General features: G+C 45.2%; 3 protein-coding genes. All 3 read left to right on the top strand.

All coding sequences use genetic code 11. From position 1 onward, the window contains the following. Positions 1-2,717 (top strand): hypothetical protein (locus IPO83_19330; GenBank protein ID MBK9733411.1); only part of this gene is annotated, 2,717 nt, incomplete at its 5' end. Positions 2,718-3,030: 313 nt separating this feature from the next. Beyond that, the gene (locus IPO83_19325) at positions 3,031-4,554 is read left to right on the top strand and encodes a hypothetical protein (protein ID MBK9733410.1); all 1,524 of its coding nucleotides are present in this window, start codon (positions 3,031-3,033) and stop codon (positions 4,552-4,554) included. Beyond that, entirely contained in the window at positions 4,512-15,656 is an 11,145-nt protein-coding gene (locus IPO83_19320; protein ID MBK9733409.1) for a hypothetical protein, read from the top strand. Before IPO83_19325 ends, IPO83_19320 begins: the two co-directional genes overlap by 43 nt. The last annotated feature ends 112 nt before the right edge of the window (positions 15,657-15,768 follow it).

The raw sequence follows: 15,768 nt of genomic DNA, 5'->3' as shown, positions 1-15,768 counted from the left end.
TTGGTATTTCAGCAGGTGGTGCAGCAACAACAGAGAACATTTTTAAGAATACCATTTGTGATATTTCCGGCAGCAATGCAAGCAGCACTGTAAATGGTATTTTAATTTCTGCAGGAACAACAGTAACTCTCAGCAATAACAGAGTTGGGGATTTACGTGCTCCGTCAGCAAATGCTGCCAATCCGATTAATGGTATCAATATAACAGGTGGTACTACAGTTAATGTTGTCGACAACACGGTAAATTTAGCAGCCACAAGTAGCGTTACTTTATTCGGTTCAAGCGCGATTTCGGTTTCTACAACACCCACCGTTACATTTAACAACAACATTTTTGTTAATACATCTTCTACTGTTGGAGCAGGTTTAGCAGTTGCTTACAGACGTTCTACTGCAACTATCGGAACTTATGGTGCAACTTCAAACAGAAATGATTTTGCTGCTGCTACTATTTATACTGATGGTACCAACACCTTCACCGCCATTGGTCCTGGTGCAGGTACATATAAAAACTTTGTTTCTACACGTGATGTTAATGCAATTTCAGTAGCACCTTCTTTCCTGAGTACTACTTGTGGTAATGCCAACTTCCTCAAGATAGATCCTGCAACAGCCTCACAATTAGAAAGTGGTGGAGCAAATCTCGCTGGTATCACAGATGACTTTGAAGGCACGATCCGCCAGGGAAATCCGGGTTACCTTACTCAAACAAATGGAGGAGGAACTGCACCTGATATTGGAGCAGACGAATTTGATGGTATACCTGCACCCGTATGCACAGGTATTCCAGCAACTTCAACCATTAATGGTGCGGCATCAGTTTGTACCGGCACGGGAACAACTTTGTCACTTAGTGTTGTGTATACAGATCTTTCAATCACCTATCAGTGGAGGTCAAGTACCACACCTGGTGGCCCTTACCTTACGAATATGGGTACAGCAGCTACCCAGGCAACTGGTAATCTTACTGTTCCAACTTATTATGTATGCGATGTTATTTGTAACAACGGAGGTCCATTTACAATGACTACGGTTGAAAAATCGGTCTTAGTAAATCCTTTGCCTTCAGTGACAGCTTCTCCAACATCTGCCAGCTATTGTACACCTGGTGGCAGTGCTGTTAGTTTAACAGCAAGCAATGCTTCAACTTATACATGGGCTCCGGCAGCAGGGTTAAATCTTACAACGGGTGCTTCTGTAAGTGCCACACCTTCGTCCACTACAACCTATACAGTAACGGGAACGGATGCAAATGGTTGTGTTAATACAGCTACTGCCGCAATAACAGTTGCAGTAACTCCGCAAAATGTTTTAGCTACAGCCACCCCTTCAGCTATTTGCAGTGGTGGTACTTCAAATCTTACTTCGTCAGCTTATGTGCAGAACACAGCATCACTTGCGAATACGTACACTTTTGCAGGGGCAACTGGTACATATGTAGCAATTTCCGGAACATCTGCAGGAGCTTCGGCTATCGGCGATGATGTTGGGGTTGGCAATCTGCCCATTGGCTTTAGTTTTAATTATAATGGAACTTCTGAAACAGTTTTCGCAGTTTCTTCCAATGGAATGATTCAATTGGGCAATACATCCCCTACGATTACCGGCTTTTCAGCTAATGCGCTTGCTACCACAGCCAAAATTATTGCTCCGCTTTGGGAAGATAATAATACAACAGGCGGGGCTGTAGAATATCTCACCACCGGAAGTGTTGGAAGTAGAATTCTAACGGTGCAATGGACAGGTATGCACGTTGGAAGTTCCGGTAACTCAGGACAGCCAACCATTTCTTTACAGGTAAAATTATACGAAACCACTGGCATCATTCAATTCATTTATGGTGCTACCAGTGCTGCCTTTACAAGTACTACTGCTTCAATAGGTATTTCAGGAGCTTCAGGTAATTACAGAAGTGTAACACCTTTGAGCCCGCCAAATACTTCTACTACCTCGACCGTCACAGAAAATACATCCGTTTCATCAGCAGTTAATTTCCCAACAGGAACAACTTATACATTTACTGCACCATCACTTTCACTGTCCTATGCATGGTCTCCTTCAGGCGATGTCGTAAGTGCTTCCAGCCAAAATACTGCAACCAATGCATTGCTTGCAACAGAAACATTTACCGTTACTGCTTCTAATGGTGGTTGTTCAGCAACAGCTACAGCCACTGTATCATTGGCTGGTACGATGAGTGTAGCGGTAAACAGCCCAACTATTTGTTCGGGCAATTCCGCAACTCTTACAGCAGTAGTAACCGGTGGGGCACCAGCATTTACATACACCTGGGCTCCGTCTTTAGGATTGACACCAACAACAGGTGTAAGTGTTTCAGCGAATCCTACTGCTACAACAATTTATACCGTAACCGCAACAGACTTGTGTGGAACGATTGCAATGGGAACCAGTACGGTCACAGTTAATCCAACACCGTCAGCTTCTATTTCTCCAGCCGGTCCGATCTCAACTTGTACTGTAGGAACACAAGTGCTTACAGCAAGCACTAACGGAGTTAGCCCAACCTATCAGTGGGCGCGTAACGGAACAAACATCGTTGGAGCAACAAACGCTACACACACTCCCGCCACATCCGGTTCCTACACAGTAATAGTTACTGATGGACCTTGCAGTGGAACATCAACAGCGGTTTCAGTAACAGTAAATCCTACACCGTCAACAGTAACCGTTACACCGTCTCACTTCAACTATCTGTAACGGTGGCTCAGTCGGCTTAACTGCAAGCGGTGGAACCACTAGCGGATCGGGAAATGCGACTTTAGGCACCGGCACTTCACTTACCGGAGCAATAACACAACCTACAGCATTCTGTAACCGTTGGGCACAATATTGGAATCAAACCATTTATACGCAAACAGAATTACTCGCAGCCGGATTAAGTGCAGGGTCTGTAATTTCTTCAGTTACCTATACTACCACTACGCAAGGTGATGCAAGTAACAACACTAATTTCTCCATCTACATTGGTAACACCGGTAGTTCAACTCTTAGCGCATTCCAAACAACAGGAATGAGTCTCGTTTACGGACCAACTTCTTACACACATAACATCGGTACCAATCTTATTCCTTTTGACAATTCATTTACCTGGGATGGTTTATCTAACATTATTCTTGAGGTTCGTCAGGATGGTGTTGATTTAGCTAATAATGCAATTACCGTCTTTACTGCCGCGGCAGACAATAAAAATATTGAGGCTCACACAAGTACACTGTCTGGAACGACTACTTTACAGGCATTGGTTGCCAGTGCCACAGTAATACCAACCGCATCAACAACCCGTTTAAACATTGTACTTGCTTATTCCACTTTAATAAACAATTCTTACACTTGGTCACCTTCCGGTACATTAAGCAGTTCAACAGGTACTTCAGTAACTGCAACACCATCTTCAACTACCACTTATACAGCTACTGCTACAGCCGCTGGATGTTCGTCAAGCGGAACTTCTACAGTTAACGTTAATTCTGTTACCGGCGTCATCAGTGGTGATGCTACTATCTGTACAGGCAGCAGCACGAATCTTTCGATTGCTGTTACAGGCACCGGACCATGGAGTGGTACTTTAGATGATGGAACAATATTCAGTGGTTCTTCAAGCCCAATTACTGTTTCTGTTTCACCTGTTTCCGGTCATACCTATACCATTGCTACTTTAGTTGATAATGGTGCAGTATGTACAGCACAATCTGGTGATAAAACAGGCAGTGCAGTTATCGCGATTGCCCCGGCCGTTCCTGTAAGTGTAATGCTGGCTGCAGACGTTAACCCTGTGTGCGCAGGTACGCTTGTAACTTTCACAGCTACTCCTACCAATGGCGGTGCTGCACCTAATTATGAATTCTTTCTGAATACCGTTTCTGTTCAAAACGGAAGTTCAGCTACTTATGCTTACACACCTGCGAATAATGATTCAGTTACGGTTGTACTTACTTCTAACGACCCTGGATGTTTGACAGGAAATCCTGCCACTTCCAATAAGGTTAAGATGACGGTTAATCCGATTCTTCCTGTATCTGTTGTAGCATCTACTCCGAGCACAAGCATCTGCGCAAGTTCATCTGTTACTTTCACAGCTGCACCAACAAATGGTGGTGGCGCACCTGCTTATCAGTGGTACCTGAATGGTGCTCCGGTAAGTGGTGAAACCAATTCAACTTACAATACTTCTGCTATAGTTGATCAGGATTCTGTGTGGGTAGTGTTGACTTCAAATGCTGCATGCACAAGCGGCAATCCTGCAACATCGAACCATCTTCACATGACTGTGACCGGTGCTATCACTGCAAGCATCACGATCAGCACTATCAGTCCAACTACTATTTGCTCAGGCACTTCCGTTACATTTACTTCCATCACGACCGGCGGCAGTGGAACATATCAATGGATGAAAGGAGGTTTGCCTATTTCCGGTGAAACCAATGCAAGCTATAGTACCGCAACATTAGCGAATGGCGATGTAATCACCTGCGACTTCTCTGCAACTTTTGCATGTGCCACCCTAATCCAGCTTCTTCCAATAGCATTACCATGACGGTGAATCCATCACCTGCTGTGCCAATCATCAGTGTTAACGGTCCGCTTACTTTCTGCGGCCCGGGTGCTGTTAAATTGTGGTCGCAATACAGCGGTTCAGGTATTCTGTGGAGCACCGGTGCTACTACAGATACAATCACGGTATCTTCTTCTAATTCAATAACTGTAACCTATTCGGCTTTGGGTTGTTCTTCAACATCAGCAGCAACGGTTGTAACAATTAATAATGCGAATGCGATTATTACACCTTCCAGCGCATCAGTTTGCACCGGTGGAACAATTACACTAACAGCATCTGCAACTCCTGCAGCCACTTCTTATTTGTGGTCGCCGGGTGGAGCCACTACCAATACGATTACTGCAGGTGCAGGAACTTATTCTGTAATTACGAATGATGGTAATGGTTGCATGGATACCGCAAGCATAACCATTAATACAAATGCTTCACCTACAGTTACGCTTTCATCGAGTTGTGGAACAGACATTGCCAGCACCCTTTATCCCGGAGGCAGTGTAACACTTACTGCTGCTGCTTTACCAGGCAGTGGTACGATTACTACTTACCAATGGGTGTTGAATGGCGTAACCAATGTGGGTACCGGCCTTACAACATACTCTACAAACGTAGCAGGTTCCTATACAGTAATTGTTACCAACAGCAACGGATGCGCGACTACTTCTACAGCGAATGTAGTATCAGCACTTTCAGGTGCACTTGCCGCAGGTACGTATGTAATACCTTCCAACTGTGGCTTCCAGACAATTGCGGCCGCTGCAAGCTATGTAAACACGAATGGCATTGCCGGCGCGGTAATATTTAATGTGACTTCAGGCTATAGTGAAACAACCCCTGCCAAAGGTATAGCCCTCGGTAGTGCAACACTTAATCCTACGTTGAGTGCTTTAAATACACTTACCATTCAAAAATCTGCCGCCGGTGCTGTTACGCTTAATGCAACTGCTGGTACTTCCACCGGTCCGTCTGCTACACCTGATGGTCTGTTCTACCTGAATGGTGCTGACTTTGTAACCATTGACGGTTTAACATTTACCGATGGTAACGGCGCAACTAATATCGTTGCTGCAGAATTTGGTCTAGCATTCTTCAAGAGAACTGCCGGCGATGGTTGTAATAATAACACCATCAAGAACTGTATATTCAACATGCAGCGTATCAATAATGGACTTGCTTCAGGTCCGATGTTCGATGGCTCATGGGGTATTGAAGTGATGAACTCCACTGTAGCTGCTGCAACAACAGCACTTACACCAACTAACGGTGGAACATTAGCTACCAACGGTACCAATTCAAATAATAAGTTTTACTCAAACACTACCAACAACGGTAACGGCGGTATCGGATTATCCGGTTTTGCAGCTTCTTCAGGTGTTGGCCCTTCACCGGTTGCTACAACCTTCCTGGGTGACATAGGAAATGACATTGGCGGTAGTTCTTCCGTAACAGGAAATACGGTACTTAATTTTGGCGGTCTCCCTGCAGCAGCAAATCCTTCAGCAGGAATCAGGGCCAATAATCAATGGAGTGTAAATATTTCTTTCAACACAGTTAACAATAATAATGGATCAGGTGTAAATCACGTGACAACGTTGCGTGGTATTTTTGCCCAGGCAGGTACCAGCGGAAATGCGACCATCAATAACAATACGGTTACGATTCAGAGTGGTGCAACTACTTCTGCTTGTACCGGTATTGATAACGTGATTGGAAGTACTGCTTTATCCAACACTGTGTCTATCAGTAACAATATTGTTAATTGCGGATATTCTACTGCCACAACAGGTGTGTTTACAGGTATAAGCAATACAGCCACAGCCACAACAGTGAATGTAAACGGCAATAAAATTACTGGTACGGGTGCAAATTCACTGGCCGGAACAGGTACTCACGTAATGATTGAAACAGGGTCACCTATTACAGCCAATGCCAATAACAACAGAGTTTACAATTTAAGCAGGGGAGGTGCAAGTGGTTCATGGCGCGGTATTAAGACCACCAGTCCAACTAACTATAATGCCAACGCCGATACAGTGGAAAACTTAAGCTGGACGGCTGCAGCATCTACCGGAAGTATGGATGGTATTTACAGTCTTTCATCAGCGGTAAACGTTACGGTAACCAATTGCGTGGTTCGCAATCTGTCTACACCAACTACAGGTACCATTACCGGTATCACAGAGTTTGGCATTTCAGGTTTGAAAACTTTCCAGAACAACCAGATTTATAACTTCTCCACCACAGCAGGCGGCGCAGGTGGTGCTACTTTAAGAGGTATCTCTGAATCTACCGGTTCAACCAATGAATTCAGTGGAAATCAGATTTATTCATTGAACAGTACGGGTTCAACCGGTGGTACTTCTGGTACTGTTGTAGGTATCATCGTTTCAAGCGGAACTACCAATAATATTTTCAAGAACAAAATTTATGATCTGTCTACCACAAGTACAGGACCTACTGTAACAGGCGTTAATATTACTGGTGGTACAACTGCCAATATTTCTAATAACCTGATAGGTGATCTACGTGCATCTGCTGCAAATGCTGCGAATGCAGTAATAGGTATCAATGCTTCAAGTGGTACAACGAATAATGTATATTATAATACAGTTTACCTTAATGCCTCGAGTTCCGGTGCTTTGTTTAGCAGTAGCGGTGTTTTCTTTGGAACATCAGCAACATTAAACCTGCGGAATAATATAATAGTTAATCTTTCTTCCTTCAATGGTGCTACTAATACGGCAGCGTTGAGAAGATCTTCGGGAACTGCGGCAACAATTCCGGCTAACTATGCCAATACATCGAATAATAATATGTTCTATGCCGGAACACCGGGAGCAGGTAATCTGCTGTATGTTGAAGGAACGGTAACTACCTTTACTAATCCGCAATCATCTTATTCAGGATTGAAGACTTTCATGTCTTCACGCGATCAGGCATCTGCTTCAGAAACGGTGTCATCAACACCTGGTGTTTACTTCCAGAGTTTCACGGGTGCCAATGCAGGATTTCTGCACATGGTTACTGGTATAACCACACAAGTTGAAAGTGGCGCTTCAAATATTGCCACCTTTACGGATGACTATGATGGTCATATTCGTAATGGTAATGCGGGTTATCCAGGTGGTACTGCCGGTTTCCCGACAGGCGGCAGTGCGCCGGATATGGGTGCTGATGAATTCAGCGGTGTGTTGTTGGATCTCACTGCTCCTGTAATTTCTTATTCATCACTTTCAAACGCTTGCACCGCAGACAGAACACTAACTGCAACCATTACTGACGGTTCCGGCGTACCCATTACGGGAGTTCTCGTGCCAAGAATTTACTACAGTAAAGACGGTATTAACTACTTCTCACAAGCAGGAACGCTTACCTCCGGCACCGGTCAAAATGGTACATGGTCATTTAACATTGTTAGTACTGACTTTGGAGGTGCTATAACAGGCAATGTGATTAGTTACTACATTATTGCTCAGGATACACTGCCAACTCCTAATATCGGTTCTAACGCCAGTGGTGCTGTTGCTACAAATGTAAATACAGTAACTACGCATCCTTCAACACCCAGTACATTTACGATCATCGCTAGTCCGATTAATTTAACGGCAACGGCTACTCCGTCTTCTATTTGCAATAATGCAACTTCAAGTCTTACAGCGTCGGCATCGTTACCATTTAAGACTGGCCTTCCTTTTACACTTTCTTCGCTTACCGGTCAAACATATACTACGCTTAGCGGTGGTGGCATAACCATCATAAATACGGCAGCTCAGTTGACTGCGGGATTCAGTAATGCATCTCAGGATGATGGTGGTGTTTTGATAACACTTCCATTTACCTTCAATTACCTGGGAAGCAACTTTACCACCATGTCCATGTCAACGAATGGTTGGGTGGCCGCAGGAAGCAGCATGGCAACAATAACTGCCGGACCTGATCGTACCCCTGCGAACTTATTTGCTAATGCACTTCCGAATAATACAATCGCACCTTGGTTCAGAGATATGGGTGCCAACTTTCCGACAGGTGGAGGAAGTATGCGTCATGGTTTGATCGGAACAGATGTATACGCCTTCCAGTGGGATAAAGCAGTGGGAAGTGGTTTCAGCGACGGTTCAAGCATCCTGACTTCTTTCCAGGTTAATATTTATGGTCCGGCGTCATCGGCTCCGGGTAGAATTGAATTCATCTATGGTCCTGCAGTGGGTGCCATTGCCACTGGTACTGCTATTGGTTTGGAAGATGCTACAGGCGGCACACCCAATCACTTTATGAATGCGCTTGATGGAACGCCTACTTCTACTACCTTATCATCAGCATGGCCGGGGAATGGAAATGGCTATCGCTTTAGTACAACACCTCCTGAAGTGCCAGGTGCTACCTATGCATGGTCTCCTGCTTCAAGTTTGGTGACAAGCACAGGCGCAACGGTTGCAACAACAAATTTGACAACTACCACTATATATACGGTAACTGTCAATGATCCAAGCAATGGTTGTACAGCTACAGCGAATACGACGGTAACGGTAGGTGCTCCTTTAGATTTAACAGTTAATACGCCTGCTGCCATTTGCGCAGGTCAAACAACCACGCTTACTGCAGTTCCAACAGGCGGCGGCACGCCATTTAGCTATGAATGGTCTCCCGCTTTGGGCTTAAGCGCTACCACTGGAGTTACCGTAAATGCAAATCCGGCTACCACAACCGTCTACCAGGTAATAGTGAGCGATAATTGCGGTGTAAAGGATACGGCATACAGTACAGTTACCGTTAACCCGGTTCCTACGGTTTCTGTAACACCTTCTTCTGCTACAATTTGCGGCATAGGCACGGTTAACCTGGTAGCTTCCGGATCTGCAGCCACTTATACATGGGCTCCTGCAACCGGATTGAGTCCAACTACCGGAGCAAGTGTAAATGCTTCACCTACTTCAACCATTACCTATACTGTTACTGCAAATGATGGAACCTGTACGAATACGGCGACTGCTGTGATTACGGTAAGTCCTGGTGTTGGTACTGCCACTGCAACCGCAAGTGCTACCACCGCTTGTGCGGATGGCACTGTAAACTTGTTTGGAGGTCCGTCATCATCTCCTGCAACTGCACTTTCAGAAAACTTCGACGCAGTTGTTGCACCCGCATTGCCTGTAGGATGGACTGCCACCAACATTTCCGGTTCAGCTCCTCTATGGGTTACCACTATTACTTCACCGAGTTCATCGCCCAATGCTATCTTCATTGATGATCCTGCTTCGGTAAGTGACAAGCGCATTGAATCGCCCAACATCACAGTTGCTGCGGGTCCTGCCACACTCACTTTCTCCCAGATGTATACTTTCGAAAGTGCTACCAGCTTCTTTGACGGTGGTGTTCTTGAAATCAGCATTGACGGTGGAACATTTACCGATATTCTTGCCGCCGGTGGATCCTTTGTGAGCGGTGGTTATGTAGGTACCATTTCTTCCAGCTTCAGTAATCCACTTGCAGGCCGCAGCGCATGGGCAACAAATACAGGTGGTCTTTATATCAATACGGTTATCAATCTTCCTGCAGCCGTAGTGGGTCATTCTATCAAGCTCCGTTGGCGCTTTGGTAGTGATACCAGTACAGGTGCAGCAGGTTGGTTTATTGACAATATCGCGGTTAATCAACCCGCTTCGAATAATTCTTTCAGTTGGTACAGTGTTCCTCCCGGTTTCACCTCTGCTTTGCAGAATCCCACCGGTGTGTCAGTACCTGCCACCACTACCTACAATGTAATTGTGAGTAACCCGGAAGGTTGTTCTGATACGGGCAGTGTTACGGTTACAGTAGGGGATCCTCTTTCAGTGAGTGTTCCTGATGTAGCAATTTGTTCGGGGCATAGCACTACTTTGACAGCTTCCGTTACCGGTGGTGGTGCACCATTCCATTACACATGGGCACCAGGCTTGTCAGATACAACTTCAAGTGTTACTGTTTCTCCTTTGAGTACTACTACTTATACAGTAACTGTATTGGATAATTGCGGCACCATCGCCACTGATACAGTTCAAGTTACTGTTAATCCAACACCTACTGTAACTATATCGCCTTCTCCTGCCAACGCAGGAATTTGCGGTACCGGTAGTGTTACTTTAGTAGCAACAGGTACAGCTACCTCCTTCACATGGGAACCTGCAACAGGTCTTGATGTAACTACCGGTTCAACAGTGGTTGCTACTCCGGTTTCCACCACCACCTATACGGTTACAGCCTCATCTGCTAATGGTTGTACCATTACTGCCACACAAACAGTTACGGTAGTTCCAACGATTACACTTGTTGCCAGCGCCTCACCCTCTACTGTATGTTCGAATGCAACTTCACAGTTGAGTGCTTCAGCTTCGGTGCCGATTACGGGAGGATATTCCTTAACAAGTACTTCATTTGCTCCGGTTGTTCCGTCTGTATCTACCTCCCCTGGACCTTCCGGGGATGATGCTACCCTGGCCGGAGTACCGATTGGCTTCAACTTTACTTTCTTCGGAACAACTTTTTCAACAGTTACTATTTCCACAAACGGATTTATCTCCTTTGATGCTGCTCCGGGTTCAGGCTGCTGCTCCGGACAACTTCTGCCAAGTGCTACCACTCCAAATAACCTGATTGCGGCTGCATGGGAAGATTTAAACACTACCGTTGGTGGCACCATTGATTTCTTTACTCAGGGAAGTGGTATCAACCATGTTTTCGTAGTGAGATATAATGCAGTGGGTCACCACTCAACTACCGGTGGTGGCGGAGATCCTGTTACTACTCAGATTGTGCTGTATGAGTCAAGCAATATTATTGAAATTCATACTACTTCTATGCCGCAGAATCCAAACGGAGCAATTTGGAATCCGCATACGCAGGGCATTGAAAATGCAGATGGAACAGTAGCAGTGGTGGATAATGCACGTAACGCGAATACAACGTGGACACTTACTAATGATGCTGTACGGTTTGCGCCCTCATCACCTGTTAACTTCACGTATGCATGGTTACCTCCAACGTTCCTCGACAATGCGAATGCGCAAAATCCTGTAGCTACGAATGTGACTACCAGCACTGTCTATACTGTAACAGCAACCAGCACAGGTGGATGTACACAATCCGATACAGTGAATGTTGTTTCAGTTCCTGTACCTACAGATCCGATCGGTCATGATTCGACACAGTGCGGATTAGACGTTCCGTCAGTGTATGTAACATCAACTTCCGGATTACCTACTCCCGGTTACCATTGGTATCTGAATCCTTCAGGTGGAACAGCGCTTTCAGGCGAAACATTGAATCACCTTACTGCATACACCATCAACGCTACGGATACATTCTATGTAACTGAATTTAACGGACAGTGCGAAAGCAACAGGGTTAGAGTGATTTCAACGGTAACGCAACCTGATGTGGTTACTGCCTCTGTGGCACCTTCACCTGTTTGCCTGGGTTCAAGCACGGTTGTGACGGCAGTTCAAACCGGAACTACCAATAATTATCAATATAGCTGGACCGCATTTCCTGCCACAGGAAGTGGCATCCCGGGTTCTGCAAGCGGTCAGTCAGTAAGCATTACGCCTACTGCCGCAGGCAGCTATCATTACATTGTTATTGCAACTGATACAACTGCAGGTTGTGCCACCATTGACACAACAGGCACTTTAACGGTGAATCCAAATCCGGATATCAGCAGTGTTACTGCAACACCTTCTAATATTTGCTTCGGTGGAACGAGTACACTTGAAGCTGTCAGCGGTAATTTTGCCAATGCGAATGTTATCCTTGGCTCTGATAATGCCGCATCAAAGATTAACACAGTAGGTACACCATATCGTACGGGTACCACCACTGGAATCTCGATCAGAAGTCAATACCTGATTTTACAGAGTGAACTGGCTACAGCCGGTATCACAGCAGGTGATATTCAAAGCTTAGGATTGTTTGTTACCAATTCCCCAACCGGATTTATCAGCAATATGGTTATCTCGATGGGAAATACCGGTGCAACGGCAATGACCACTACTTTCCTTACCGATCCTGTAAGCCCTGTGTATTCAATACCTGTCTGGACACCTGTTACCGGGTTGAATAATCATCCTTTCGCAACATCATTTTACTGGGATGGTATGTCAAACATCCTGATTAACATCTGCGGTGACCTCACCGTAGCTGGTAGTGGAAGTGGTACTACTTTGCAAACTTTTGCAACGCCATTCATGTCAACAGTGGCCAACAATACAACCTGTTCGGTTGCTACAGGTTCTAACCCGACAACTACCGGAACCCGTCCTGTCTTCCAGTTTAATGCTGTTACCGGCGTAAATTCTACCGGTTCAAATGATTGGGTTTGGATGCCAGGTTCATTGATGGGTAATACGGTTAACGTATCACCTGCAGGAACTACTACCTACACAGTCACCGCAACGGATACCATTACATCATGTAGTTCAACTGACACGGTTACCGTTCACGTAGGTGAGCCGTTAGTGGTTTCAGTGAATTCAGATACCATTTGCGCAGGTGGTTCCACTACGTTAACCACTTCAATAAGTGGTGGTGGATATCCTTACAGCTACTTATGGTCACCTGGTGGTGCAACCACAAGTTCTATTACGGTGTCACCGGTATCAACAACCAGCTATAATGTAATGGTGATTGATTTCTGTGGCGACACTATGTTTGCTTCCGGCACTGTTACAGTTGATACTTTGCCTGTGTTAGCTGTTACACCTTTTAATCCGTCGATTTGTACGGGTGGAAGCGTAGCACTGAGTGTTACCGGTGCAAATACTTACACCTGGAGTCCATCCCTGGGATTGACGCCTACAACAGGTGCATCTGTAACTGCCAATCCAACAGTAAATACTACTTATACCGTTACCGGAACAAATGGAAATGGTTGTGTAAGCACCACGACAGCAGTAGTTGCCGTGTTGATCCCACCCACCATTACTTCGGTTACGGCTGATCTTGCAAGCATTTGCGCAGGCGGATCCAGCACATTAACGGCTAATGCCTTCCAGGCAGGAGCTATGGTCAATAATTATTCATTAAGCAATATATCAGGCCAGGTGTATACACCTTTGTCCGGTGCAGGTATCACTACTATCAATGATGCTGCGCAATTACTCACCGGATTTAGTACCGGAAGTCAGGATGATGGGGGTGTGTTAATCACGCTGCCATTTGCATTTACTTATAACGGTTCTTCATTTAATCAGATGACCATGTCAACCAATGGCTGGATAGGCGCAGGAAACGGAAATGTCGCGATTACTGCCGGACCTGATCGTACTGCAGGAAATTTGTTTACCACTACACTTCCAAATAATACGATCGCTGCATGGTTTAAAGATATGGGTGCGAATTTTGGAGCAGGATTCCCGGGTAGCATGCGACATGGTTTAATTGGAACACAAGTTTATGCCTTCCAATGGGATCAGGCAGTAGGATCAAGCTTTAGCACGACTACTTCAATTCTGATTTCGTTCCAGATAAATATCTACGGACCGTTATCAGCCAGTCCTGGCAGGATTGAGATGATTTACGGACCCACAGCGGGCGCAATATCGTTTGCAGCTGCAATAGGTATAGAAGATGCCACAGGCGGAACCGATCATTACATCAATGCGCTAAATGGATCCGGTAACTCTACAACTACCTCTGCTGCCTGGCCGGGAGATGGAAATGGTTTCCGTTTCAATCCGCTTCCTCCAACTTCTTTAACTTATTCATGGTCTCCCGCAGCAACGATCGCTGATTCAACAGCGAATCCTGCAAGTGCAAGTGGCATTAATGCTACTACCGTGTATACAGTTACAGTTACCAATGCCGGTGGTTGCTCTTCTTCGGCCACTACTACAGTGGAGGTTATCAATGCCGATGCTTCGTTCTTCGGTCTTGGATCTGACTATTGCGAGGATCAGGGTTTGATCCAGGTATTCCCGAGTCAGCCCGGTGGTGTATTAAGCGGTGCAGGTACATTTACTTTCGGACCTGATTATTACTTTGATCCAAGTACTGCTGGTTTAGGTCCTCATTACATCAAGTATACCACTTCATTGGGTTGTGCAAGTGATAGCCAATTGATAACAGTACATGCTTTACCGGTTGTTGCTTTGGCTCCTTTTGCTGATGTTTGTCAGAATGCAGCTTCATTTACACTCACCAATGGGTCACCGTCTGGCGGTCTTTATCAGGTAGATAATGGTCCGTTCATCACGGTGTTTAATCCGGCTGCTTACAGTTCAGGAAGCCACGTGGTTACCTACCTGTATCAGGATGAGTTTGGTTGTGGTGGTTCGGCAACCGGCAGCATTTACATTAATTTGCCTTCTATTCCAACTTCATTCAGTGTAACAGAATGTGATAGCTATATCTTGCCTTGGGGTGGTACAGTTACTTCGTCCGGTGCATATGTACATACTTACACGAATGCGACAGGTTGTGACAGCGTAGTAACTGCGAATGTTACCATCAACAGTTGTTCAGTTGCCTTTGATGTGCACGTGTTCATACAAGGTTACATGGATGAGTTTAATCCAGGATTTATGAAGTCGGTGTTACAGACTGAACTTGGAAGTTCAGATCCGTCTGAAGTTGACACCGTGTCCATCATACTGAATGATGCCTCGACCTATGAACCGGTTGATACCTTCAGAGGACTTCTGCATACTGATGGACTGATCAGTTGTACATTCGATGATGCTTCAGGAAGTGCCTCTTATTACATCTCAGTAATTTATAAGAATACACTTGAAACCTGGAGTGCAGCGGCTGTACCGATGTCTGATGGTGATTACGACTTCAGTTCTGATCTTACTCAGGCCTACCCTGATCTGTTCAACCCGAATCCTCAGATGGTATTTGTTGACGGAGTATGGACAATTTATAGTGGCGATGTCGATCAGAGTGGTTCAATAAACGGTGACGATTTCAACGTTATGGAACCGGATGTTACCTTCCCGAACTTCGGATACAATGTAACTGATCTTACAGGTGATGGCATACCTTCAGGGCTTGATTACAATTTGCTGGAACCGAATGTGAGCTATGGATTATTCTTAGCCCGGCCGTTTTAAATGATGATTTAAAGATAATATGCGGGGTTCTTTGCAAACCCCGCATATCATAAAAAATAAATACATTCACACCCATTATATGAAAAAACTTTTAACCTCAAATCCGACAAAC

The organism is Chitinophagaceae bacterium (assembly GCA_016717285.1).
In the GTDB taxonomy this organism is placed as follows: domain Bacteria; phylum Bacteroidota; class Bacteroidia; order Chitinophagales; family UBA10324; genus JACCZZ01.
The sequence above is the reverse complement of the archived record's forward strand: the minus strand, read 5'-3'. Positions and strand labels throughout refer to the sequence as shown.

What these genes read in the sequence shown, in the direction of transcription:
- IPO83_19320 (MBK9733409.1), top strand. Translation starts at nt 4,512, where the DNA reads ATGTGCCACCCTAATCCAGCTTCTTCCAATAGCATTACCATGACGGTG.
- IPO83_19325 (MBK9733410.1), top strand. Translation starts at nt 3,031, where the DNA reads ATGAGTCTCGTTTACGGACCAACTTCTTACACACATAACATCGGTACC.